The sequence below is a fragment of the Labrenzia sp. CP4 genome (genome assembly GCF_001579905.1).
Taxonomy (GTDB): domain Bacteria; phylum Pseudomonadota; class Alphaproteobacteria; order Rhizobiales; family Stappiaceae; genus Roseibium; species Roseibium algicola.
The window spans coordinates 5,273,000-5,298,123 of the sequence record NZ_CP011927.1; the positions used below are offsets into that span (position 1 = coordinate 5,273,000).

The 25,124-nt window shown below is 60.4% G+C and carries 23 protein-coding genes; 5 read left to right on the top strand and 18 right to left on the bottom strand.

The window, feature by feature from the left end; all coding sequences use genetic code 11:
• Positions 1-22 precede the first annotated feature (22 nt).
• The 10 genes from ACP90_RS24155 to ACP90_RS24200 all read right to left on the bottom strand — a co-directional run bounded on the left by ACP90_RS24155 (position 23) and on the right by ACP90_RS24200 (position 9,689).
• Positions 23-1,516, bottom strand: coding sequence for a TIGR01777 family oxidoreductase (locus ACP90_RS24155; protein ID WP_062490473.1), 1,494 nt, complete (start codon positions 1,514-1,516; stop codon positions 23-25).
• Between the two features lie 2 nt (positions 1,517-1,518).
• Complete coding sequence (locus ACP90_RS24160) at positions 1,519-2,166, bottom strand: DUF4166 domain-containing protein (RefSeq protein WP_022999788.1); 648 nt, start codon at positions 2,164-2,166, stop codon at positions 1,519-1,521.
• Between the two features lie 175 nt (positions 2,167-2,341).
• Positions 2,342-2,899, bottom strand: a complete 558-nt coding sequence (locus ACP90_RS24165; RefSeq protein WP_062490474.1) for a MarR family transcriptional regulator — start codon at positions 2,897-2,899, stop codon at positions 2,342-2,344.
• A 90-nt stretch (positions 2,900-2,989) separates the two neighbouring features.
• A complete protein-coding gene (locus ACP90_RS24170) occupies positions 2,990-3,460 on the bottom strand; it encodes a MerR family transcriptional regulator (protein ID WP_082809843.1) in 471 nt (156 codons plus the stop codon).
• A 176-nt stretch (positions 3,461-3,636) separates the two neighbouring features.
• Positions 3,637-4,401 (bottom strand): SDR family oxidoreductase, encoded by a 765-nt coding sequence (locus tag ACP90_RS24175; RefSeq protein ID WP_062490478.1) that lies wholly within the window; start codon positions 4,399-4,401, stop codon positions 3,637-3,639.
• 108 nt (positions 4,402-4,509) lie between these two features.
• The gene (locus tag ACP90_RS24180) at positions 4,510-5,289 is read right to left on the bottom strand and encodes an SDR family oxidoreductase (RefSeq protein ID WP_062490481.1); all 780 of its coding nucleotides are present in this window, start codon (positions 5,287-5,289) and stop codon (positions 4,510-4,512) included.
• A complete protein-coding gene (locus tag ACP90_RS24185) occupies positions 5,282-6,175 on the bottom strand; it encodes an aldose 1-epimerase (RefSeq protein WP_062490483.1) in 894 nt (297 codons plus the stop codon). Before ACP90_RS24185 ends, ACP90_RS24180 begins: the two co-directional genes overlap by 8 nt.
• Positions 6,175-7,116 carry an L-arabinose ABC transporter permease AraH gene (araH, locus tag ACP90_RS24190; protein ID WP_022999782.1) on the bottom strand — a complete coding sequence of 314 codons (942 nt, stop codon included), beginning with the start codon at positions 7,114-7,116 and terminating at the stop codon, positions 6,175-6,177. Before araH ends, ACP90_RS24185 begins: the two co-directional genes overlap by 1 nt.
• A 15-nt stretch (positions 7,117-7,131) precedes the next feature.
• Positions 7,132-8,637 (bottom strand): L-arabinose ABC transporter ATP-binding protein AraG, encoded by a 1,506-nt coding sequence (gene araG, locus ACP90_RS24195; RefSeq protein WP_062490485.1) that lies wholly within the window; start codon positions 8,635-8,637, stop codon positions 7,132-7,134.
• Between the two features lie 68 nt (positions 8,638-8,705).
• Positions 8,706-9,689, bottom strand: a complete 984-nt coding sequence (locus ACP90_RS24200) for an arabinose ABC transporter substrate-binding protein (protein ID WP_062490487.1) — start codon at positions 9,687-9,689, stop codon at positions 8,706-8,708.
• A 224-nt stretch (positions 9,690-9,913) separates the two neighbouring features.
• On the opposite strand from ACP90_RS24200, the gene ACP90_RS24205 reads away from it, so the two are divergent.
• Entirely contained in the window at positions 9,914-10,663 is a 750-nt protein-coding gene (locus ACP90_RS24205; RefSeq protein ID WP_088665178.1) for a FadR/GntR family transcriptional regulator, read from the top strand.
• A gap of 52 nt (positions 10,664-10,715) precedes the next feature.
• Complete coding sequence (dgoD, locus tag ACP90_RS24210) at positions 10,716-11,864, top strand: galactonate dehydratase (RefSeq protein ID WP_062490490.1); 1,149 nt, start codon at positions 10,716-10,718, stop codon at positions 11,862-11,864.
• Between the two features lie 34 nt (positions 11,865-11,898).
• Here dgoD and ACP90_RS24215 read toward each other — a convergent pair whose 3' ends face one another.
• Positions 11,899-14,574: an EAL domain-containing protein gene (locus ACP90_RS24215; protein WP_062490491.1), complete on the bottom strand. Its 2,676-nt coding sequence runs from the start codon at positions 14,572-14,574 to the stop codon at positions 11,899-11,901.
• 163 nt (positions 14,575-14,737) lie between these two features.
• On the bottom strand, positions 14,738-15,643 hold the full coding sequence (locus ACP90_RS24220) for an EamA family transporter (protein WP_062490493.1): 906 nt from the start codon (positions 15,641-15,643) through the stop codon (positions 14,738-14,740).
• Between the two features lie 262 nt (positions 15,644-15,905).
• On the opposite strand from ACP90_RS24220, the gene dapD reads away from it, so the two are divergent.
• On the top strand, positions 15,906-16,760 hold the full coding sequence (gene dapD, locus ACP90_RS24225; RefSeq protein ID WP_088665171.1) for a 2,3,4,5-tetrahydropyridine-2,6-dicarboxylate N-succinyltransferase: 855 nt from the start codon (positions 15,906-15,908) through the stop codon (positions 16,758-16,760).
• A 75-nt stretch (positions 16,761-16,835) separates the two neighbouring features.
• Here dapD and ACP90_RS24230 read toward each other — a convergent pair whose 3' ends face one another.
• From ACP90_RS24230 to ACP90_RS24240, 3 genes are read right to left on the bottom strand one after another with little or no spacing between them, the layout of a single operon-like run.
• Positions 16,836-17,429, bottom strand: coding sequence for a hypothetical protein (locus tag ACP90_RS24230; RefSeq protein WP_022999774.1), 594 nt, complete (start codon positions 17,427-17,429; stop codon positions 16,836-16,838).
• Positions 17,426-18,598 carry a succinyl-diaminopimelate desuccinylase gene (gene dapE, locus ACP90_RS24235; protein ID WP_062490495.1) on the bottom strand — a complete coding sequence of 391 codons (1,173 nt, stop codon included), beginning with the start codon at positions 18,596-18,598 and terminating at the stop codon, positions 17,426-17,428. The genes ACP90_RS24230 and dapE overlap by 4 nt, the downstream gene beginning before the upstream one ends.
• A gap of 43 nt (positions 18,599-18,641) precedes the next feature.
• Positions 18,642-19,067 carry a DUF805 domain-containing protein gene (locus tag ACP90_RS24240; protein ID WP_031268909.1) on the bottom strand — a complete coding sequence of 142 codons (426 nt, stop codon included), beginning with the start codon at positions 19,065-19,067 and terminating at the stop codon, positions 18,642-18,644.
• A 295-nt stretch (positions 19,068-19,362) separates the two neighbouring features.
• Here ACP90_RS24240 and ACP90_RS24245 point away from each other — a divergent pair, with 295 nt between their 5' ends.
• The gene (locus tag ACP90_RS24245; RefSeq protein ID WP_208993398.1) at positions 19,363-21,546 is read left to right on the top strand and encodes a mechanosensitive ion channel family protein; all 2,184 of its coding nucleotides are present in this window, start codon (positions 19,363-19,365) and stop codon (positions 21,544-21,546) included.
• A gap of 377 nt (positions 21,547-21,923) precedes the next feature.
• Positions 21,924-22,751: a DUF2189 domain-containing protein gene (locus ACP90_RS24250; RefSeq protein ID WP_062490499.1), complete on the top strand. Its 828-nt coding sequence runs from the start codon at positions 21,924-21,926 to the stop codon at positions 22,749-22,751.
• A 19-nt stretch (positions 22,752-22,770) separates the two neighbouring features.
• Here the strand turns inward: ACP90_RS24250 and truA are convergent, their stop codons facing one another.
• From truA to fmt, 3 genes are read right to left on the bottom strand one after another with little or no spacing between them, the layout of a single operon-like run.
• Entirely contained in the window at positions 22,771-23,601 is an 831-nt protein-coding gene (truA, locus tag ACP90_RS24255) for a tRNA pseudouridine(38-40) synthase TruA (RefSeq protein ID WP_062490502.1), read from the bottom strand.
• The gene (locus ACP90_RS24260) at positions 23,601-24,140 is read right to left on the bottom strand and encodes an N-acetyltransferase (RefSeq protein WP_062490504.1); all 540 of its coding nucleotides are present in this window, start codon (positions 24,138-24,140) and stop codon (positions 23,601-23,603) included. The genes truA and ACP90_RS24260 overlap by 1 nt, the downstream gene beginning before the upstream one ends.
• A gap of 22 nt (positions 24,141-24,162) precedes the next feature.
• Entirely contained in the window at positions 24,163-25,101 is a 939-nt protein-coding gene (gene fmt / locus ACP90_RS24265) for a methionyl-tRNA formyltransferase (protein WP_022999767.1), read from the bottom strand.
• Positions 25,102-25,124: the final 23 nt, after the last annotated feature.

Genomic DNA, 25,124 nt, shown 5'->3' on the forward strand with positions numbered 1-25,124 from the left:
CTTTTTGTCTCGTCACATCCGCTTATGCCAATGACCGGGCCTCTTGTTCTTCACCCCGCGCTGCGCCTGCCCTTGCGCCCGTGATCATCTGCAGCATCGGGGCAAGTTCCGGGTGGCGAAACCTGAAACCTGCGGCAACCAGTTTCGCCGGCACCACACGCTGGCCAGCCAGCATCGTCTCCCGGCCCATGTCGCCGAGCGCCGTCGACAACAACCAGGCAGGCAGGCGCAGGAATGCGGGGCGGTGAAGTGCCTTGGCCAGAGCGCTCGTGAATTCCGCATTTCGAACCGGCACGGGTGCCGTAGCATTGACGGGTCCGGACAAATTTTCATCGGCCACCGTGCGGGCAATGATACGGACCAAGTCGTCCCGCTCGATCCATGACATCCACTGGCGGCCAGACCCCATCGCCCCGCCACCACCGAATTCAAACGGCGTCAGCAGCTTTGCCAGAATGCCACCCTCGACACCGAGGACCAGACCGATCCGCAAGAGCACGACACGCACTCCGTCCCGCTCCAGCTTTTGTGCCGCCTGTTCCCAGCGCTCGCAGACTTCGTGGACGAAGGCAGGTTCGAAGTTTGCGTCTTCGGTCAGTGTTTCATCACCGCGCAGACCGTACCAGCCGATGGCGGAGCCGTTGATCAGGCAAGCCGGTTTGTTGTCAAGACGACCGACCAGTGCCTGCAATGCTTCGGTCATCTGAACACGGGAGCCGATGATCCGGTCGCGTTTGCGGCTCGTCCACAAGCCACTCGCGATCGGGTCTCCTGCCAGGTTGACGATGGCATCGAAGCGCTCGGCATTGTGGATCCGGTCAAGACTGGTGATCACACGGACAGGGTGTTCCAGGTCATCCGCCTTGCGGAGGTCTCGCGTGAGAACCGTGACGAAATGGCCGCCTCTCACCAGCGCTTCCACCAGCCGCTGACCTATGAACCCGGTGCCGCCCGTTACGAGGATATGCCGGCGCGGTGGCAGGGCTGCAACCAGTCCCGCCGGATCTGGACCACCAAGCCTGTCGCTGCGCGCTGCAGCAAGCAGGTCCCGCGCGCTGAAGAGCCCGACACCAAGCGCCGAAACCGTGGAAAGCACACTCCACCAGCCGTAGCTGACGGGCACCAGCGCGCTGGGGAGGAACGACCATTGCCACAGAACCGGCGCGGCCAGGACCAGGATCGCACCATAGTTCAAGGCCAGCAGCGTGTGGTTGATCCTTTCGGTCCATGGCAGCTTTCGGGTCATGTCTTCCTCGACAAAATCCCAAAGCGTGATCAGCACCTCGGCGACAAGGATTGCCGTCAACAGCATGGTGAAGACCCCATGCGGTTCCAGCCAGCCGAAGCAGAGAAAGATCACCGCGTAGAAGAAGTTTCGCACACCGTGCAGCCGCAGTTCGGTTTTCTGCGACGGACGCCAAGCCAGGCGCTCGCTGCCTTCATGGTGCACGAGCGTATCGAATGCGCCCATGAATATCTGGATGGAGATCAACGTCCAGAGAACGGGATTATCCATGATCAAGTCTCCATATCATGAAAGAGTGCATCCTGGTGAACCAGTTCACCGAAGACGCGGCTCTTGAGGGAAAGGGTGAACAGGAAACGGTCCTTGCCGAGGTCGCGGTGTGTGATCGTCAACGCTCCGGGCCGGAGCCAGGCGGGCAGCCGCAACCGCCACCGTCCGGCCTGCAGAAAATAGTGGTCGCTTTCGAAACTGAGACCGTCTGTCAGCGCATTCACCCGCAGTGCCATGCCAATCCCCGCACCGATATATTCCTCGATGCCGGTTGGGCCCTCGAACCGCTTGGAACTATGGATCACCTGAGGAAAGCCAGAGCTACGCCCGTATTGGCGGATCCAGAACTGGCCATCGCTCGCAATATCTTCTGTGACGGTGACAACGGCAGGCTGGTTGAAAGAGGATCTGTCAAAGGGGAGTGGACCGCCGACAAGCCGCGCGAGCTGCGCCAGAATGCTTCCGGCAAGGTTCATCCGCATGGTCACGACCAGGCCTTGATAGACGACACTTGCCCCGCCGCTCAGACGTTTGCCGAACCGGCGGCGGACGGCCGCTGGCAGGCCATGCCAGGCGGCTTCTCCCAGAAGATCGCGAAAACGGCGGTCGCCAGCTTCGGGCCGCTCCAGAGTGGCGCTTGCGTTTCGCATTTCCAATCCCTCCTGTTATGTCGGTTGTTTCTGTATAAAGAGAAATTACTTGGCAAAAAATTTTGAGCCTGAAATCGGGTGGCAGGTCTGCTGACCTCTCACCCGATCTTATCTCGCAGTCCGGCGCTTCCATGGAGGCTTCCAGGTAAGGCGAAGACCTGACTCGCTCCAGCTGTCAGCCCTTCTTGCCGCCGATCTTGAGCAGCGAGAGAACCTTGTCGCCCATCTTCATCAGGCTGGCGAGTTTCGTCTTCGGCACGCTCAGCATCTGCTCCGACCAACGGTCGGCCGTCGTCAGAAACTGATGCATCTCCTGCATGCGCTCCAGCGCGACGGGGTGAAGCGTCTTTTCCTTTTCCGCCTGCCGCACACAGACATCAATTGCGCGGATTGCCGGATCGATCTCCCGTTCCTTGCGGCCTTTCGCAATCAGCAGCGCCATTTCCCAGACGTCGGTCTCGGCCACGAAGTGCTCCCGGCGATCCCCCGCGACAGGCACTCTCTGGATCAGCCGCCATCCGACAAGTTCCTTCAGGGAGTTGGAGACATTGGACCGGGCAATGCCCAGTTCCTCGGAAATCTGCTCCGCATTCATCGGCACCGGGCTCAGAAACAGCAATGCATGGATCTGCGCTACCGAACGGTTGACGCTCCACTGGCTGCCCATGTCCCCCCAATAGAGGATGAACTTCTCTTTTGCCGACGGATCGGCCTTGTCGGTAATTTCTGTCATGACAGAAATTTGTGACGAAAATCGATTGATGTCAATGGCGAAGTTCGCCAGGGGATGCGGCGCGTGTCAAAAACTCAGCAAGACTGCCCGTCAGCGCCCGCTTGCGTGAGGCTCCAGGTCGGCAAGGCCCCTGCCGGGCGTGCCAGAACCCCGGCCTGGAACAAGGGCATTCATCCCGGATCCGGCGCCATCTTTCTCGTCTGCGCTCACCGAGAGAGCTTCTTCCAGCACGGCCAGGCGGTCGAGAATGGCTTCGCGTTTCGCTTCAAGATCGGCGCTGAGCCGGTCGATGTGCTCAAGCTTTTTCAGAAGCTGCGGAATACCGCCTTCGCAAGGCCCGGATCCTTCGTCCGACAGACAGGCGGCCATCGCACGAACTTCGCGCGTCGAAAAACCCGTGGCAATGAAATCGCGGATCCGGGCGGCACGGCGCAAGTCCGCGGCACTATAGCTGCGATAGCCGTTTTCCGAACGGCGAGCTTCCATCAGGCCCGACTTTTCATAGTGGCGCAGCATCCGTTCCGTAATGCCAAGCCGTTCGGCTGCTTCCTTGATCTGCATGTCGACCCCTTTCAACACCGGACTAGGGTGTGGACCCTAGCACCTTGACACTAGTGTCAGGGTCAAGCCCTGTTTTCCCGGAAGTGCTCGCTTCAGGCCTTCAAGTGGCGAGGGGCCCCCTCCCCATCAAGGGGAGGATGCCCATATTTGCCCTTGGTCGCAAATGCTCAGCCTGCCTAGCTCCGAAGCGACCAGCCACCGTCAATCGTGATCACCTGTGCGGTGAGCCACTCGTTGGCGGAACTGCCGAGCTGCAAGATCCACGGCACAAGATCGGAGGTCAGTCCGCGCCGTCCCATAGGAACCTGAGCTGCTTCTGTTTCCTCGATGCTTTGGGCGACTTCCGGCGGCAGGCCCATCATGCCCGTGAGAGCGCCGCTCTTGACGGGACCGGGAGAGACGGCGTTCACCCGTACTCCGTCGCCTGCAAGCTCAATGGCCCAGGATCGTGTCAGATGCTCAAGCGCCGCCTTTGTGGCCGCATAGTGCGCCAGGCCCGGCGCCGCATTCTGTGAGACAGCCGTACCGATGTTGACGACAGCCCCCTTGCTGTCCCGCAAGGCCGACTGGGCCTCCTTCAACAGAAGGGACGGCGCAACGATATTCACCGCACAGATTTCCGAAAGCGTTTCGGCATCATAGGCCTCGATGGGCAGCGGTTTGCCCGCGCCCGCATTGTTGACGACAAGGTCCAGGCGGCCCCATCGCCCCAGTGCCGCCTCGACAGCGCGCCGGCTACCTGCCGGGTCGGCACTGTCGGCTTGCACGGCCTCGATTGCCTCGCTCTTGCCAGCAACACCGGCAAGCTTTGACGCATCACGTCCGGTGATGACAACATTCGCCCCCTGCCCGGTCAATGCCAGCGCGGTGGCCTCTCCAATTCCGGAGCTTCCGCCTGTTACGATGGCAACCTTGCCCTGCCAGTTTGTCCGTTCATTCATCTTGGCTTGCTTTCCTGAATTAACACCTGCGCATTGCGCGCCAAGCCGGTGTTAGCCGGTTGACGTTAGTGTCAGGGTCAAGCCCGATTTATTGAAAAAATAACCACATCAAGCTGGGTGCTGCTGGACGCTGAGGCCGCCATCGACAGTCAGGCAGGCGGCGTTCATGAAGGGGCATTCGTCGGAAATCATGAAGACAGCCGCCCTCGCGATTTCTTCCGGCGTGGCGATACGCCCACCTGGATGCAGTCGCAAGGTCTCCTGCCGGGCTGCCTCGGGATCGGGAAAACTGTTCCAGTAATCGACCACCTTCTGGGTCTGGACATAGCCCGGCGCCAGGGCATTCACCCGGACATTCTGTGCGGCATATTCCAGCGCAAGGGACTTGGTAAGCCCCAGCAGGGCGTGTTTGGCCAGCGGGTAGGGAAAGGTGTGCGGGATGATGGTGAAAGCATGCGTGGAGGCGATATTGAGAATGACCCCGCCACCCTGTTCAAGCAGACCCGGCAACACGGCGCGCGCGCAATTCCACGCCCCCTTCAGGTTGACGTCGAAGCAGCGGTTCCAGTCTTCATCGCTCAGGGACAAAGGCTCGTCGAAGACATTTATCCCGGCATTGTTGATGAGCGCGTTCAACGGACCGATGGTCTCCTGCGCGCGAGCGACCACAGCGGCAACGTCATCCGTGTTCGTGATGTCCCCGGCAAGAGCCGTCAGATACGCTGCCTCCCCACCCAGATCCGCGACACTGCGGGCAAGAAGTGCTGCGTCCCGGTCCATCAGAACCACGGCAGCGCCTTCGCCGAGACAGGCTCGGACGATGGCAAGACCAATGCCCTGTGCGGCGCCAGTGATCAGGATACGCTTTCCTGAAAGCCGATCAGCCATTGTTCTTCTCCCTGGTCTCCGACACATGCAGAAATGTCATCTTTATCGTTCCCGCCAGTTCCTCCCCCGGCTCCAGAACGCTCAGGCCACCGAGATCCAGCAAATTGTGACCGTTCGGCAGATGGCTCATGGGCTCCAGACAGACAAAGTCTGCAGGTGCCTGCGGGGCAAAGATCATCATCACGTCGAACACCGGATCGCAGCTGAGATCAAGAGCGAGCTCAATATCCGGCCAGTGTAGCCGGGCCTTGCCGGAAAAACCGCCGAAGGCATTGTTGATCCAGCGCGGCGGCACGATACACGGCATCGAAAAATCGAGTTCGGAAGGAATGTGCTGCAGACCGTCCGGAAGATGTCCCTCGCCTTCGCGCCACATGTCTTGCACCCTCGTCTGCAGGGTCATGTCCGGAGTTCGGCGGAAAAACGGATGAAACCCGATGCCGAACGGCAGGGCCTTATTGCCAAGGTTCGTCACGCGAAGGCTCAGGGACAGGCTGTTCTTTTCCAGATGAACCTTCTGGTGCGCCTTGAAGGCATAGGGACTATGGGAGGGTTGCTCCCTGACCAGGTCAAGATCAAGCGAATTGCCGGTCTTTTCCGTCAGGTTCCAGGTATCCAGCCAGCCGTCACCATGCAGAACAAGCGGTTCGTCGGTGTTGGGCTGAAGTGTGAAGCTCTCCCTCCGGAAGGTGAAGCGATTGCCGGCGATCCGATTTCCGAAGGGCACCAGGGGAAAACAGGCTGCCTTCCCCTCCGGTCCACCGGCAGCTTGCAGGATCGGCGTGCCTCGCCACGCGGCCTGGACAATTGAACCTCCCTCAGGGCTGGCGGTGACCACCAGATCCCCTTGCGCGAGCGTCCAGTCCTGCCCGGCCCCCACGGACATCAGCGGCTTGCCGTGGAGCGCAGATTGTCGAGAAGAACCGCGATGAGCAGGATCAGGCCACGCACGACATACTGGTAGAAGGCCTGAATGTTCAGGAGGTTCATGACATTTTCGGCAATGCCCATGATCATGACGCCGACAATGACGCCCGTCATGGCGGCGCGGCCACCGGCCAGGGAGACTCCGCCGAGGACACAGGCGGAAATCACCGAGAGTTCAAGGCCGGTGGCTGCATTCGGTTGGCCGGATGTGATGCGCGAGGCAAGCATGATGCCTGCAACAGCGCAGATCAGCCCCTGCAAGGCAAAGATCCAGATCCGCATGGACACCACATTCACCCCGGCAAGACGGGCCGCTTCCGGATTGCCGCCAATCGCCAGCGTGTTCTTGCCGAAGACCGTGCGGTTCAGCAGAAAACCGAAAGCGATGAAAAGCGCACCCATGACCCAGATAGGCGTGGGGATGCCCAGGAAGCGGGACAGGGCGAGCTGATAGAACCCGGGGTCGTTGATGCCGACGGCCCGGCCGTCGGACACGATCAGCGCCAGTCCCCGGACGATCTGCATGGTGGCCAGTGTGGTGATCAGCGCGTTGATGCGGAAACAGGCGATGACGAAGCCGTTGACCGCACCCACCAATGCGCCGCTAAGCAAAGCTATGATGAGCCCCATAACGATGGAGCCGGTCATGTTGGAAGCAATGACGGCGATCATGCCGGTGAATGCGACCGTCGATCCGACCGAAAGGTCGAAATCGCGCGAAGCGAGGCAGAACATCATCGTGCAGGCGACAATGCCGATTGTCACCACCGACTGCAGCAGGCCGAGGATGTTGCGCTCGGTGAGAAAGTTGGGAACGGTCAGGGAAACGATTGCGAAGGCCACCGCGAAGATGACGACCAGGCCCTGGTCTCCGAGCAAAATTTTCTTGAGAGAATTCATCTGAAACGGCCCCGTTCACACCGTGTGGGCAGCATTTCTGTCCGGCAAGGCCAGGGTCAGAATGTTGCGCTCTTCAAAGGTTTCCCGCGCGAATTGGCCGACCATGCGGCCTTCGCACATGACGATGATGCGGTCGGAAATACCCATCACTTCGGGCAGCTCGCTGGAAACGACCACGATGGCCATACCGCCTTCCGCAAGCTCGTAGAGGATGTCGTAGATCTCCGACTTGGCGCCGACGTCGATGCCGCGTGTCGGCTCGTCGACAATCAGCACCTTCACACCCTGTTCCGACAGCCAGCGACCCAGAATGACCTTCTGCTGATTGCCGCCGGACAGATTGACGATGTCCTGCTTCCGCGATGGCGTGCGCACCTTGAGCCGAGCAATGAAGCGATCCGCAAGAGCTGCTTCCTTGCCAAGCTGGAGAATGCCGAAGGAGGACATGTGCCTGCGTGAGGAAATGGCTATGTTTTCCTCGATGGACCGCCCCTGGATGATGCCGTCGTGTTTCCGGTCTTCCGGACACAACACGAGCCCTGCATTGATGGCACCGCGCGGATTGTCCGCAGGCACTTCCTTGCCGTCGATGGAGACCGTGCCGCCGCGCCGCGTGTCCGCACCATAGACAAGGCGCATCAACTCGCTGCGTCCGGCGCCAATCAGGCCAAAGAAGCCCAGGATTTCGCCCTGCCGAACCGAGAATTCGGCCGGTCCGGGAAGCTTTTCGCCGCACATGCCGGACACTTCCAGCCGCACCGGCCCGAACGACCGCTCACGCCAGCCCCAGATGTTGCCGATTTCACGCCCGACCATCTCGGCGATGATCTGGTCGCGGGTCACATTGGCAATGTCGGGGTGATGGGCTGCAAGACGGCCATCCCGCAAAACCGTCAGGCTGTCGCAGAGGTGGAAGATTTCCTCCAGCCGGTGAGACACGTAGAGGATCACCGTGCCCTTGGCCTTCAACCGGGCGATCAGCTTGAACAGGATCTCGCTTTCCCTGGAGGACAGGGATGACGTCGGCTCGTCCAGTGCGATGACCCGGGCCTCCATCATCACGGCCTTGGCGATTTCCACCATCTGGCGCGCACCGATGGACAGCGAAGCGACCTTGGCATTGGGATCGACATCGACCCCGATCTCCTCAAGCCGGTTGCGCACGGTCTCGACCAATCGCCGGCCTTCGAGGACGCCACCCCGGTTGGGAAACCGGCCCAGCCAGAGATTTTCCGCCACCGTCAGCTCCGGCACCAGCTGAAGTTCCTGGTGGATCACGATCACTCCGGCCTCGAAGGCATCGCGCACAGACCCGTAGTTCTGCTCGATCCCGTCGATGGAGATGGATCCGCTGTCCGCGGACTGGTCGCCGGAAAGCACCCGGATCAGGGTGGACTTGCCGGCACCGTTCTCGCCCATCAACCCATGTACGGCTCCCTTCTCCACCGAGAAGGAGATGTCCGACAGGGCCTGAACGCCCGGGTAGCTCTTGGATATGTTTTGTACTGACAGATAAGACATGACGCTCGCGCAACAGTTCCCCGGCGACCGCAAGACCGGTCGCCGGATCAGGTGTCAGTCGGGACGGATCACTCGATGCCCAGGTCCTTGCGCACGTCCAAATAAGTGTCGCGCAGGGCCAGCGAGCCGGACGTCAGGATGAGTGGCTCCGGTGCCTTGTTGTTGGCAATCCACTCGTACATGTTGAGTGCGGTTTCATAACCGTGGCGCTTCGGCGAGATAATGACCGTACCGTAGAAACCGGTCGCGCTCGGTTTCTTGAACTCGTTGATGGCCGACTCAGCACCTCCGATGCCAACGCCAATGACGTTCTCAGCCGGAATGCCGACCGATTCCGTGGCCCGGACTGCGCCGAGAACCGCTTCGTCGTTCAGGCCGAAGGCAATCCACTTCTTCACGTCCGCGTGCTGGTTGAGCACGGTGGTGGCAGCGTTCAGGGCCGCTTCGGTATCGGTCTTGGCCTGGGGCGCGTCATAGATGTTTTCCGCGGGGAAGCCGGCAGCCGTCAGAGCTGCGATAGCGCCTTCGACCCGATCGACGGCAGTCGGAAGCTGGTCGTAGGAAACGCGGATCGCGCCCACTTCGGACATGTCCCAGCCGCGCGCCTCGATCTCGGCCGCAATGGACTGACCGACGGTCTCGCCGATCTTTACCGCGGAAATGCCCATGTGCGGCACGCTTTCGATGGGTTCGCCATCAGCGCCGACAAGTCGGTCATCCACGGTCATCAGCTTCAGGTCGTTGGCGGCTGCCTTGGCCACGATTCCCGGTCCGAGCTTCACATCCGGCACGCAGATGATGAAGCCCTGCGCGCCTTGCGCACCCAGATTATCGATTGCTGCCTGAACCTTCTCTCCATCCGGTGCACCGATTTCAACAAGGGTGAACCCTTTTTCCTCGGCAGCCTTCTGGGCGAACTTCCACTCGTCCTGGAACCAGGGCTCCTCCGGCTGCTTGACGACGAAACCGATTTTCACGTCAGCGGCATGGGCAGAACCGACGAGGGCAAGGGCCATCACTCCGGTCAGAACGGCTTTCTTCAACACACGCATTGCAGAACCTCCCAATTCATTTCGAGGCGCCCAGCCTCCCGGGGCGCTTCAACAGACCTACTGTGAATCATCATACCAGTCAATTGCCTTTGTATGATGTATCGGATAAGGTTGCCAGACATTCGATGACGGACAGTGAAACGCGCAGTTCGCGCAGCGCAAAAAATCCGCTAAAAATGCGGGATCTCATTCCGCCACAAACAGGGAGCAGGCCATTGGAAACGTTGAGGGAGGAGACAGCGACCGCTGATCAGAACAGTGGCAAGCGCCCTCGCGTGCGAAAGAATGTGACGGCGGCACTGGCGGAAGACATCTGCTCTGAAAAATATCCGGTTGGCGCTCAGCTCCCGCGGGAAAACGACCTGTGCGAAATCTATGGCGTCAGCCGCACGGTCATTCGCGAATCCATCAAGGTTCTGGAATCCAAAGGCATGCTGCGGGTGAAGCCTCGCGTGGGAACCGTGGTGACCGACCGGGAGGACTGGAACATACTGGATGGGGAAGTGCTCGATTGGATCGGCCCCTTCATCCATGAGTTCGACCTGCTCGGATGCATCCTGGAAGCCCGGCGCACGATTGAGCCGGCAGCAGCGGAATTTGCGGCCAAACGCGCCACCTTGCAGGAAATTGCGGCGCTGGAAGCGGCCTGGATGCGGATGCGCGACTCAAATTCCGACCCTGAAGCCTTCACCGAGGCGGACGTCGATTTCCATAGCGTGCTTATGGCCGCCAGCCACAATCAGGTGTTTCGGCGTCTTTCCAGTGCCATTCATACGGCCCTGCATTATACGCTGCATGCGTCCAACACCGCGGTGGAGAGCCGGGACCTTGCCATCGAACTGCATGGCGAACTTGTGGATGCCCTGCGTCTGCGCGATGCGCCGCGAGCCCGGGAAGCCTCGAACCGGATGCTTGACCTGGCCGAGCATGACCTGACTGCGGCCCAGGCTGCTGCAGGGCGTGTCGATCTCTGACCACCCCTTCGCCTGCCGCCCGATGACGTCGCCTTTGCCGGAAACTTAAAGAATGAAGATCACCAAACTCACGACCTATATCGTGCCGCCGCGCTGGCTTTTCCTGAAGATCGAAACCGATGAAGGCGTCACCGGCTGGGGCGAACCCGTGGTCGAAGGCCGTGCCTTGACCACGGAAGCGGCTGTCCATGAACTTTCCGACTATCTCATCGGCAAGGATCCCTTCTTGATCGAGGACCATTGGACGGTGCTTTATCGAGGCGGATTTTACCGGGGCGGCGCGATACACATGAGCGCCCTTGCGGGCATCGACCAGGCCTTGTGGGACATCAAGGGAAAGGCTCTCGGCCAGCCGGTTCACTCGCTGCTTGGCGGCCAGGTGCGGGACAGGATCAAGGTCTACTCCTGGATTGGAGGCGACAGGCCTTCGGAGCTGGCGGACAACGCCAGGCAGGTGGTCGAGAGCGGCTTCAAGGCGCTGAAAATGAACGGTTGCGCCGAGCTTCAGATCGTCGACAGCAACTCACGGCTGGACAAGGCTGTGGAGGCGATCGCGAGTGTGCGCGAGGCCGTTGGTCCGGACATCGGCATTGCTGTGGACTTCCACGGGCGGGTGCACAAGCCCATGGCCAAGGTCCTGGCGCGGGAACTTGATCCCTACAAGCTGATGTTCATTGAAGAACCGGTGCTTTCCGAAAACAAGGAAGCCCTGCGCGATATCGTCAATCACACCTCGACGCCGATTGCCCTTGGCGAAAGACTTTATTCCCGCTGGGACTTCAAGTCTGTTTTGTCCGACGGCTATGTAGACATCATCCAGCCGGATCTGTCACACGCGGGCGGGATCACGGAATGCCGGAAGATCGCCGCGATGGCCGAAGCTTACGATGTTGCGCTCGCGCCCCATTGCCCGCTTGGCCCCATCGCCCTTGCCGCCTGCCTCCAGGTCGATGCGGTGTCCTACAATGCCTTCATTCAGGAACAGAGCCTCGGCATCCATTACAACAAGTCCAACGACCTGCTGGACTACATCACCAATGCCGATGTCTTCGCCTATGCGGACGGCTTTGCCGCCATCCCGCAGGGACCAGGCCTCGGCGTCGAGGTGAACGAGGATTATGTCGTCGAGCGCGCCAAGGAAGGTCACCGCTGGCGCAATCCCATATGGCGTCATGAAGACGGAAGTCTCGCCGAGTGGTGACTTGAACCGATGTGAATAAACCTGACGGGGCGTCTCAGGACGCCTCGCGCCAGCGCTCCTCGCGAACGAATTCGATCAGCCTGTCCGAGGGCATCGCCGGTGCAAAGGCATAGCCCTGCAGGGCATCGCAGCCGAGATCACGCAGGATCCTGGCATGCTCCATGGTTTCCACGCCTTCGGCGACAACCTTGATGCCGAGCGACTGCCCGATTTCGATAATCGATGCCACCAGGCGGCGCTGGCCTTCCGAATGTGTGATCGGGATGACCAGCTGACGATCGATCTTCAGCCGTTTCGGACGCAGGTGAATGAGGCTGACGATGGAGGCATAGCCCGTGCCGAAATCATCGATCTCGATGTCGATGCCCATGTCCCGCAGGTGTTCGAAATTGGCGGCGATAAGATCGTTCTTGTCGTCCAGGAAGATGGATTCCAGAAGTTCGAAGGACAGTGACCCGGGTTCGAAGGCAAGACCGTCGAGGCTCTGCATCAGGTTGGCGTCGTTGAGCCTGCCAGCCGACACGTTGACCGACATTTTCGGAATGTGGATCCCGGCCGCTTTCCAGCGCGCGGACTGCCACAGGGTCTGTTCCAGAATAATCCGGTCGATCAGCGGCACCACATTAAGCTCGTCGGCCGTTTTCAGGAACACGTCCGGTGTCAGAATGCCTTCGGTGGGGTGGTTCCAGCGCGCCAGTGCCTCGACACCGGTGATCGCCAGCGTTCTCGCATCGAACTGCGGCTGGAAGTACGGCAGGAATTCCTGACGCTCCAATGCACACAAGATGTCGTCGGCAACCTGCTTGTTGCGGACGATTTCCGACTTCAGCGTGTCGGAGAAGAATTCGAACCGGTTACGGCCGTTGCTCTTGGCCCGGTACAGGGCGATGTCGGCATCGACCAGCAGGTGCCGGCCGTAGTCGCTCAAGGTCGTGTCGGCCATGGCAATGCCGATGGACACGCCGAAGCGGCATTGATGATTTTCGAAAGTCACCGGCTGACGCATCTGCTCGATGATCTTTTCAGCAAGGGCGGCCAGGCTTTTCTCGTCGGTCGGCTCGGTGATGGCAATGACGAACTCGTCACCGCCGATGCGGGCGACGAACTCGCTGGAACTGACGTTTTCCATCAGCACCGACGCGGCATGGGTAAGCATCGAGTCGCCGGCAGCGTGGCCAAGCGTATCGTTGATATGCTTGAAGCGATCAAGATCGATATGCAGCAGCGCCGTCGGCTTGTGCGGGGCCTGCTCGTCCAATAGCTGCCGGTCCAGGAACCGGCGGTTCGGGAGACCGGTCAGACTGTCGTGCAGCGAATGGTGCTCCATCAGCGCACGGGCATCTTCCAGTTCGCGGTTCCGGTCTTCGGCGTTCTGCTTGGCGTTGAGCAAACGGGTCTTGAGCTGGAAGTCCCGGGAAACATCCCAGTTGACGCCCAGAATGTAACGTTGGCCGCGAGTGTTGGTGTGAACGGCGCCGATGGCCCGGATCCAGCGGGTGGAGCCGTCCTGAAGGATCACACGGAAGTCGGAATGATAAGTTCCGCCGGTGTCGATCGCGTCCCAATATTCCTTTTCGGCGCGCTTCAGATCCTCCGGGTGCAGGCACGCGGACCAGACGTCATATTGCGACGTGTCGCGCCACTCCGGGATATCGTAAAGCTCCCGCATCCGGCTATCCCAGGTCAACACACCAGTGTCCAGATTCAGTTCCCAGATCCCTATCTTGGAGGTATCGAGGGCAAGCTTCAGGCGCTGAGACAGACCTTCCATCTGCACCTGGCGGCGTCTCAGTTCGCGGATATGCCCGCGCCGCTGATCGTACAGCTGTCCAGCGATGAAGATCGGCAACAGGACCAGCAGCCCTCCGGCCAGCATCAGCAAGCGGACTTTCCAGGCGTTGTCCGGCATTGCCGACCAACCGCCACGCGGGATCGCCGCAATCCGCCAACGCCCGGTCGGCAGAACCACCTCGGACAACACAGGGTTCTGGGCCAGAATGTTCTCGTCCCCGAAGAAAACCGACTTGTCCGCCATGGTCGCATCGCGGCCCATGATCGCGATATCCACCGGGAGCGCGGCGTCCAGCAAGCCGCTGTCGGCATAAAGCCTGTCGGCGTCGACGACAGCAGCAACCAGCCCCCAAAGGCGCCTCGTGCCATCATCATTTTCGGTAAAGACAGGGAAGCGTCCGACGAAACCCTTGCCCCCCTGCAAGAGATCGACGGGCCCGGCGAGCACCATCTCGCCCGAATTCACCGCCCTAAGGGCCGCATCACGCTGCTGCTCGTTTTTCCGGTAATCGAGCCCGATGGCCTTTTCGTTGCCGGTCATGGGATACATCAGCCTGACGACAAGATCCGGTGCGCCGGCAACATTGCGAAGCTGCGAGTGATTGCCGATGAGACCACTGGAAATCCGGCCGAACTGGTCCTGATCAATATCCGGCTGTGTCGCAATCAGCGCAACAAGCCCCCGGACAAGCTGCAGGTTGCTGTTGATGTTGCCTTCTAGCCGGGCACGGACAATGCCGAGTTGCTCGGCGACATTCGCGCGCGCACTCTGCAGATGCACGGACCGGTTCTGAACTTCCGCGAATATTCCGGCAGCAATTGTCACGGCAAGGGCAATGCCGATCGCCGCAACGCTGGCCAGGCTGGGCCGTGTCAGAATATGACTGGCTCCAATTCGGGAAAAAAATGTCTTCGGCATCTCATCTCGTTAGGTCGAGAAATCTCCAATGGCCAACGATCAGGACACCGCAGTCTTGGAGCTTATCTCAGAATAACCTTAAAAACGAAACAAATGCCTAAAGGTCACTTTACAGTTTGAGTGAAGGGATTGAGCGATATTGCTTCAGAGCTTTTGTGCTGTTCTAACGCAGCAGGATAACCCCCACGACCGCCGCAACGATGAGCATGCAGCCGAAAATCTCGGACCGGGCGATCGCTTCCTTGAACACCAGCCATGACACCAGAAAGGTGAATACCAGTTCGACCTGGGCAAGTGCGCGCACATAGGCAACGTTTTGCAGTGTCATTGCCGTGAACCAGCCGACAGACCCGGCCACGCCAGAAGCGCCAACCCAGACCGCTGCTCGCCAGGCGCGAAGGCTGGCGCGCAACTGGTCGGGTTCACGCAGCACCATCCAGCTTGCCATGACGATTGTCTGGAAAGCCGTTGCATAAACCAGCGCGTAGGCGGCCTGCATCGGCACCCCGGTGCCCTCCAGCGACAGTGAAGCCGTGCGGTAGGCGACGGCGGACGCTCCGAAAAAGGCAGCCGAGGCAAGACCGATCAACGCCGGACGTCCGACTAGCGACGTGCGGATGGCAGCCAGTGTCAACGGAACCCGTGCCAGGGAAATGACCACCACACCGATGACGCCGACCAGAATGCACAGTCCAGCCGCCAGGGAAATGTGTTCGCCGAGAACGACGAAGCCGAAAAGCGCCGCCTGGATCGGTTCTGTCTTGGAATAGGCGGTCCCGACGGCAAAGTTGCGGAAGGAGAACAGGTGGATCAGCAGAAACGTGCCGAGGATCTGCGCCAGACCACCCAGGGCACCGGCAATCAAAAGCGTTGGTGTCGGTTCCGGCAGCGGGAACTTGAACACGACGTGCAGCACGGCAGCATAGGCGATCGCGAAAGGCGCGCCGTAGCCAAACCGCACAAATGTCGCCCCGGTGGTACCAAGCTGACCTTTCAGGTGTTTCTGGAGGGCCGTGCGCAGGTTCTGGCAGAACGCTGCTGCAATGGTGATCGGGATCCATAATTCCACGGAACGTACTCTTGTTGATTTTGTTGAATTGATTTCACCCTAGCGATTTGGTCACCGCTTTAAACTGCCGTGATCGCAACCAACATTTTATTTTTTCTCAACTCATCGAACTGGACGACAGGTGTAATCCAGCCAGCATTCCCCCGAGAACGGCGGCTTGTTTGACGGCTACAGGACATCTGCCGACCCTCCCGTGCTTGACAGCACCTTGCCGGGCGGCTTAGGTCCGCGCCAGAAATATTAACGCCCGGAGACCATCTGCCTGATGACCCACGATCTCGCTTCCCTGTCCAAGATCATCGACGCCGCCTTCGAAGACCGTGCCGCCATCGACACCACGACCACCGGTGAAGTCCGGGACGCGGTCGAGGAAACTTTGAACCTGCTCGACCGTGGCAAGCTGCGCGTTGCAGAGAAGAAGGATGGCGACTGGGCGGTCAACCAGTGGGCCAAGAAGGCTGTTCTGCTGTCGTTCCGCCTGAACCCGATGGACATCATCAAGGGCGGCCCCGGCGACGCCACCTGGTGGGACAAGGTGCCGTCCAAGTTCGACGGCTGGCGCGGCATGGATTTTGAAAACGCCGGTTTCCGCGCCGTGCCGAACTGCATCGTTCGCCGCTCTGCCTTTATCGGCAAGGGCGTGGTTCTGATGCCGTCCTTCGTCAATCTCGGTGCTTTTGTTGACGAGGGCACAATGGTCGACACATGGGCGACCGTCGGCTCCTGCGCCCAGATCGGCAAGAACGTCCACCTGTCCGGCGGCGTCGGCATCGGCGGCGTTCTGGAACCGCTCCAGGCCGGTCCGGTGATCATCGAAGACAATTGCTTTATCGGCGCACGCTCCGAAGTGGTCGAAGGCTGCATCGTGCGTGAAGGCTCCGTGCTCGGCATGGGTGTCTTCATTGGCCAGTCCACCCGCATCGTCAACCGCATGACCGGCGAGATCACCTACGGCGAAGTACCGCCCTACTCCGTGGTTGTTGCAGGCTCCATGCCGACGTCCAGCGTGATGGGCAACGGCGAAGCCGCTCCGAACCTTTACTGCGCCGTAATCGTGAAGACGGTTGACGAAAAGACCCGCTCCAAGACCGGCATCAACGAACTTCTGCGCGACTGACGCAGACCAGGGAGCGCCGCGAGCGCTCCAACATCTGGAAATCCGGAAAGCCCCGCCCTAACCCGGCGGGGTTTTTCATGCGCCCCACAATAGCCCGACCACCTGGGAAATCACGAGCGTGAGCAACACATCCAGGACGACGACTCCGATGGTCAGGCTCACGGTTGTCTGAAGCGCGATGCGGGCGACCTGGTAGCGATACCAGATCACGACAAAGAGGCAGGTCAGCGACAACAAGACAACGATGCCAGGCGAGATAACGTCCAGAAGAAACAGGATGTAGGTAAAGAGATACGGCACCGACGCGAGCAGGCTTGTCCAGTTGCGTACGACAATGAACGACACGTAGCGGTTCGAAATGCCTATCGGCGCTGCCAGCAACGCCAGCAACAACGGTAGTGCCAGCCAGTCGACGCCCATTCCCAGGAACTGGGCAAACCAGTAGCTACCGTTCGGAAAGGCATCGGGATGGTAGAGGTTCTCGGCGAAAAAGAGCCGCTTTTCCGCAAGGCAACTGACCACGTAAACCGGCACCAGCAGAAAGATGACGGAGAACGAACGCCAGAACCCCTGAATGGACTGGTCGAAAAACGCCATTCCTTCCGGACGGTTGCGCAGAAGCAACCAGGACCCGTCCAATGCCGCGCGAATTTCGACCTTGCTGATCAATTCCCGTCTGCTCCGGAAAAATAGCTGAAGAGGAATTTTTTGTAGATTGCTGCCAGCCGGTCAAGGTCCTCAACCGCGACACATTCGTCCACCTTGTGCATCGTCTGGCCGACAAGGCCAAATTCCACGACAGGGCAGTAGTTCTTTATGAAGCGGGCGTCTGATGTTCCTCCGCCCGTTGAAAGCTCCGGAACCCGGCCGGTTTCCGCTTCCACAGCCTTGCTCAGGGCTTCGATCAGGACTTCGTCCCGCGTCAGGAAGGATTCGCTGGCATCGCGCTTGAACTCCAGCCCAAGCGCCAGGTTTCCAAGGTCTACCGCTTCAAGCGTCTCGGTGATGCGGGCCTTGAGGCTCTCCAGCGTCCATTCGTCATTGTAGCGAATGTTGAAACGGGCTTCTGCCCGCGCCGGAATGACGTTGAAGGCCGGATTACCGACATCAGCGGAGACAATCTCCAGATTGGACGGCTGAAACCGTTCGTTGCCCTTGTCCAGTTCCAGCGCATCAAGCGCGGCCAGAAGGCGGATCAGGCCCGGGATCGGGTTGTCAGCCAGATGCGGATAGGCGGCATGGCCCTGGACACCCCGGACCGTGATGGTGCCGGACAGCGATCCGCGCCGCCCGACCTTGATGGCATCGCCGAGCACATCCGGATTGGTCGGCTCGCCGACGATGCAGGCATCGAACACATGCCCTTGTTCCCTGGCCCACTGAAGCAGCTTGACGGTGCCGTTGACTGCCGGGCCTTCCTCGTCGCCGGTGATGAGAAAGGAAATCGTGCCGCCAAAATCCGGGCCTTTTTCGGCAACGTAATCAAGCGCTGCTGCTGCAAAGGCCGCGATGCCGCCTTTCATGTCGACTGCGCCTCGGCCAAACAGCATGCCGTTGTCGATGGTCCCCTCAAACGGGCCGTGCCGCCAGTCGCTCTCGGCACCGGCCGGAACCACATCCGTGTGGCCTGCAAAGACGAAATGCGGTGCACCGCTGCCGATGGAGGCAAACAGGTTCTCCACGTCCGGCGTGTCCTCGTCCTGGAACGTGACGCGCGACACGGCAAACCCGGCCTTGCCGAGCAACGCTTCCAGCGATGCCAGCGCGCCGCCTTCGGCAGGGGTCACGGACGGACAACGGATCAGGTCCTGTGCGATTGCGACGGCGGAAGTGGGCATGAAACAGTCTCTTTGGTTAGTCGTATGCAGGGCTCACGCGCGTTCAGCGCTTGCGCCAGTAGCTGTTTGGCATCGGGCCATGGCGGTTCGGCTGGCCCTGGCTCGGCACAACGCCGAGAAAGATCAGCATGATCACGTTCAAAATCGGAACGAAGATCAAAAGTGCGAGGAACCCGCTCTGACCGATGTCCTGCAGCCGCTTGACGACCAGTGCCAGTTCCACCCACTGCAGAACGAAAAACAGAACCGGAAACAGCGGATTCGTGCCGATGTAGTCGCCGGAAATCATGGATTCAGGCGTCGGCGTTTCAGCGGAGGAAAGCCACCAGATCCGCAGCGCAATGCCAAAGATGATCCAGCTGACAAGGAAACACAGCCAATAGGGTTCCCGGCCCATACGACCGATAGGGCTCAAAAGGGCCCAGATCGGCCCCGGGGCAGTATTCGCGCTCTGTGGGGGCGTTGTCATTCCATCCAGCTCAGGTTCGATTGATCTGGCAAGGAGGTAGACGCATACGCGGGCCGGATCAAGGTCTGTTACACAGTCGCACCGGCCTTGGCCAGTGCGTAATCATGCGAATTGTGCCAGTCGTATAGTTTGCACCCCTATTACCTTGGGTAATTTTAATGGATTTTGCACGTTCGGCGTGCCAATCCTAATTTTGAAGGTTCACTGCCGACGAGGGGGCTCGCTGATGACCGGTGCCTGGAAGACTAGACTAACTGCCTGTGCATTCTCAGTATTTCTGGCGTTCTTGTCCGTTATGGCACTGCCGGCCATCGCACAGGACACCGGAAAAAACCTTCCGTCGCAGCTTCAGCCCGAAGCCATGGAAAAGCTTGTCTCCGATCTCGATCCGGAACAGGTGAAGGCGCTGACCGACCTGATGACCCTGCTGCAGCAAGGTGCCGCAGCCAAGGGCGCGCAGACCCCGCCTCCGTCAGAAGAAGTCGAACTGATCGAGAAGGTGCAGACCGCAGCCGATCAGTTCGGCGCGCTGATTGCCAACAATTTCAGAACCTTGCCGGAGCTCTTCAGCAGCCTTTTCTCCAGTATCGGCGCACTGTTTGCGGGAACGGTCGCAGGACCGGTGCATATCTTCATTGGTGCGATCGCCCTCATCCTGGCAGCCGGGTTTGCCGCCGAGTTCCTGGTCAACCGGCTTTTCGCTTCCCGCCGGGAAAAGATCCAGAGCCATGCGCCCCACAGCCTCTTTGAAACTGTCAAACTGGTCTCCACACGTGCCGCGCTTGATCTTGGCGGGCTGATTGTTTTTGCAATCGTCGCCTTCGCTGTCGGCAAGATCGCGATTTTCGATCCTGTCGCCAGAGCCTTTGCCTTTCAGGCGGTTTACTGGATCGTTTTCCTGCCACGCATCGTCGCAGCCCTGCTGCGTTTTGCCCTGGCGCCGCATCGGAGCGAGCTGCGCCTCGTCACCGCGGACGACACCACCGCCAAGTCGCTTTACCGCAGCTTCACGAGCCTCTTCGCCTTTGTTGGCGTCACGTTCTTCCTTCGTAACATCATGATCGAGGCCGGCGACGGAGATGTTGCCGAAACCTTCCGCTTCTTCATCGGCTTTGGTGTCAATCTCTGGATCGTCATGGTCATCTGGAACGCCCGTCATGGCCTGACGAGCATCATTCTGGGTGATGAGCACCAGCCAACCAGCGGCCTGGAACGCATGGCCCGGTTCTGGCCCTACTTCTCGATTGCCTTCATCGCCTTCAACTGGCTGCTGGTTCAGATAACAACCAGCATGGGCATCGAGGCGCTGACCGCGGGACGCTCTCTCGCCGTGATTGCGTTGGTCGTGTTCGCGCCGTTTCTCGACACGATGGTACGCGGCATCGTCTCCCACATCGTTCCGCCCATGCGCGGGGAAGGTCCGGTTGCGGAAGCTGCCCATATGCAGACCCGGCACAGCTACGTGCGCATTGCCCGCGTGGCCCTGCTTGCCTTCCTGGTGCTGATGGTCGGCAGGATCTATGGTCTCAATCTGCTCGCGCTCGGCGCGGAAGACGGGTCCTCGGTCGCCCGGCATACGGTTATCTTCCTGCTTATTCTGGCCGCCGGTTACCTTGCCTGGGAAATCACCAATCTCTGGGTTGCCCACCAGCTCGCCAAGGATTCGCCGCCGCCTTCCAACGAAGATGAAGACGCGGAGATGGGCGGGGCCGGCAAGTCGCGCCTGGCAACGATCCTGCCGTTGATCCGCGTCGTCGTGCAGATCACGATCCTGACCCTGACCACGCTGCTCGCCCTCAGCCAGCTGGGCATCAACATCACGCCGCTTCTGGCCGGTGCCGGTGTCGTTGGCCTGGCAGTCGGATTCGGGGCGCAGACCCTGGTGCGCGACGTGGTCTCAGGCATCTTCTTCCTGATGGACGATGCCTTCCGTCTGGGTGAATTCATCGATGCGGGCGGCACACAGGGCACTATCGAGAAAATCTCGATAAGGTCCCTGCAGCTGCGCGGCACGCGTGGTGCCGTTCATATCGTCCCCTATGGCGAAATCCCGAAGCTCACCAACCTGTCCCGAGACTGGGTGATCATGAAGCTGAAGTTCACCGTTCCATTCGACACGGATGTCGAGAAGGTTCGCAAGCTCTTCAAGCGGATCGGCCAGGAAATCATGGAGATGGAAGAGTTCAAGGACGACATTCTGGCCCCGTTCAAGGGACAGGGCGTTGCCGATGTCGACGACGTCGGCATCGTGGTGCGCGGCAAGTACACCACCAAACCCGGCAAGCAGTTCGGCATCCGCAAGGAAATCTACAAGCGCGTTCAACAGGCGTTCGAGGAAAACGGCATCCAGTTCGCGCGCAAGGAGGTGCGGGTCAACATTCCCGACACCGCGAAGCTGGACGACAAGCAAAAGGAAGCCGTCACAGCAGCTGCGGCTGCAGCAGCCGCCGACATGGACAAGAAGCCGGCTACCGAGTGAGGCGCTGCCTTGCTTCGCCTGCAACAGACCGGCCTGCCGCTTCGCCTGTGAGAGCGGTGGGCACAGCGTTTGTGACCCAACCTTCGAGACGCCGCCATCGCGGCTCCTCAGGATGAGGCGATACGGGGAGGAAAGGCTTCAGCAAACCGCAGCCTCATCCTGAAGAGGCCGCCAGGCCGTCTCAAAGGATGGGCCCAAAGCTCCTGCTCCCCATTTTCACGACCGGATAACATGGCACGCAGGTCTGCCCGCGCTTCACGTCGGATTTAACCGGCGCATAAGCCCTTCTCCCGATTGAGCCGGACACCGTTCCGTGCCTAAGATTGCCTGTCCGCGGGAGGCGGGCGGGCAATATGCTTTTGGGAGGAAGCCGCCTGATGAGTGACAACACGTCAACCCCGCACGGTAGCGGGGCATCCGCAACAACTGGATTGCGGCCCATGCCAAAGGTCAACAAGATTACCGTCAACGACGTGATCGACGCGTTCGCTGCGGGTCTGGCTGATTTCCGCAGGGCGCCGGTCTACGGCCTGGCGATCGGCGCGTTTTTCGCTCTTGGGGGCCTGTTCGTCGTTTTGAGCGCGGCCGCACTCAACATGAGTTACCTGTCCTATCCGGCAGCGGCCGGTTTCGTCTTGATCGGGCCATTCGCCGCGGTTGGTCTCTACGAGGTCAGCCGGCGTCTCCAAAATGGTGAGGAGCTTTCCTGGTCACGCATCGTCGGCACCATGTGGGCCCAAAAGGGGCGTGAACTTTCCTGGATGGCCTTCGTGGTTCTGTTCATCCAGATCATGTGGATGTATCAGGTGCGCCTGCTGCTGGCGCTGTTCCTCGGCTTCCGGTCGTTTGCCTCGTTCGACGAGTTTCTGACCCAGGTCATCTCCACCCCGGAAGGCCTGATGTTCCTGGCCGTTGGCCACGTGGTGGGTGCAATCCTGTCGCTGATCCTGTTCTCGCTGACCGTGGTGTCTTTCCCGTTGCTGATGGAAGAAGATCGGGACTTCATCACAGCCATGATCACCAGCGTGCGCGCCGTGTTCACATCGCCCGTCCCGATGATCGGCTGGGCCTTTGTCGTAACCGCGGTTCTGATCGTCTCGATGGCACCGGCGTTCCTGGGTCTGGTCGTATCCCTGCCGATCCTCGGTCATACGACCTGGCACCTTTACAAGAAATGCGTGGAGATACCCGAGGAGACGTTATGACGGGCTAAAGGGGGTCCTCTCACGCGTCGCCGTCTTCTTCACCTTCTCCGGCGCCCAACACGGCTTTGCGAGCTTGCCAGTCCTTCTTGAGTTCGATGTCCATTTCCGCCGAGCGGTAGTCGACACGGGTCAGGTAAAGCCCGTCTGCCGGCGCCACCGGGCCGCAGGCGTTCCGGTCGCGGGCTTGCAGGGCCTTGGTGACATCACCCGGCCCCCATTTGCCCTCACCGACCAGACGCAGGGAGCCAACCATCGAGCGCACCTGATTGTGGAGGAAGGACCGTGAGGCGCATTCGGCAATGACGAACTCGCCCTCGCGGTAGACCCGGAATTCCTCCAGCGTCTTTTCCGGGCTTTTTGCCTGGCAGCGCGTGTGACGGAAGGTGGTGAAGTCGTGATGACCGACGAATTCCTGCGCGGCCGCGTGCATGGCGTCCTCATCGAGATGCACCTTCACATGCCAGGCAAGACCAAGCTGGTGGGTGAGCGGTGGCAACCTATTTTGAATGCGATAGCGGTAGGAGCGGCGGATCGCGGAAAAGCGCGCGTCGAAGCCCTCGTGCATTTCCGCAGCATCCAGGATCACCACCGGATGGGGCTGGCAATGGAAATTCAGCGCCCCCATGACCGTTCTTGCGTCCCAGGCCTTCGAAAGATCCACATGGCAGACCTGCCCGGTGGCGTGGACGCCGGTGTCTGTGCGACCGGCGCCGCCGATGGTCACCTCCTCACCGGAGAATGCCTTCACGGCACGTTCGATCACCGCCTGGACGGACGGCGCGTTCGCCTGGCGCTGCCAGCCGCTGAACGGCCTGCCGTCATATTCCACCGTCAGTTTGTAGCGGGGCATTACTCGAATTCTTCAAAGGGTGTGGCGAAGGCCACCTCGATTGGCAGGTCCCGCGATCCGGCTTCCGTCAGCGCAAGCGCCATGAAGGCATCGCCCGCATAAGGTCCCTGCACCTTGCGTGCCAGCACGGGATCGAAACCGAAGCGCGGATAATAGGACGGCGGGCCGAGCACCAGAACAAGGTCCTCTCCCAGATCCTTCAGGCTTTCCAGAGAGGCCTTGATCAGCGCCGAACCGATGCCGGTCTTCTGCAGGTCCGGCCAGACGGAAACAGGCGCAAGGCAGACAACCTGCATGCCCTGCCCCGGACCGATGGCAGCCGGGGTGACACGGCTATAGGCGATATGTCCGACGATCCGGCCGCCGGAATCGACCGCGACCTGTTCCAGCACCAGAGCGCCGCAATGACGCAGCGTGTGCACGAGGCGGGCTTCCATGTCGGATGGAAAGGCAGCGGTGACCAGCTCTCTGACGGAAGCTTCATCGTCAGAAGTCACGTTTCTGATGGCAAGGCCGGCAGCTTCGGCAGCTTGGGTCATGTCGGTCTCCTCGAACCTCAGATTAGTCCAGAACCGTGCCGTCAGAAAGCGATGCTCCGCGCAGGAATTCCGCGCCGCTCATCGGCTTCTTGCCGGCCCGCTGAACCTGTTCCAGACGTACGGCACCCGCACCGCAGGAAATCACCGGCACATCCCCACCGGTCTGGACGGATCCCGGCGTGCCGGAGCCTTCGCCAAGCGTGCTGCGCAGGACCTTGACCCGTTCCATCTTGCCGCCGAGCGGCATTTCGCACCAGGCACCGGGAAAGGGTGACAGGCCGCGAATGTGGTTGTGAACCTCCGCAGCCGGTTTCGACCAGTCGATCCGGGTTTCCTGCTTGGAGAGCTTGGCCGCGTAGGTGACACCGTCCTCGGCCTGGGTCTGGTCTCCAAGCGCCCCGCGCGACAAGGCCGCCAGCGCCCGAACCATCAGATCCCCGCCGAGCGAAGACAGCTTGTCGTGAAGATCACCGGCCGTCATGTTCTCGCCGATGGCAACGGTTTCCGACATGCAGACGGGGCCGGTATCGAGCCCCTCTTCCATGCGCATCACCTGAACGGCTGTTTCTTTGTCACCTGCCATGATCGCCCTGTTGATGGGCGCCGCGCCGCGCCAGCGCGGCAACATGGAAGCATGAAGGTTGAGACAACCGTATTCCGGCGCTTCCAGGATCGGTTTCGGCAGGAGAAGGCCGTAGGCAACCACCACCGCGACATCTGCATTCAAGGCCGCAAAGGCCTCCTGCTCTTCTGCCCCTTTGAGGCTCTGCGGCGTGAACACCGGAATACCGAAAGATTCAGCGGCCTCATGAACCGGCGATTTCTTCAGGTCCATGCCCCGGCCCGCAGGACGCGGCGGCTGCGAATAGCAGGCGACCACGTCGTGGCCCTGGCCGACGATTTCCATGAGGGTCGGCACCGAGAAATCCGGGGTGCCCATGAAGATGACGCGTAAGGACATGAGGCTCCTGAGGGGTTTTGAAG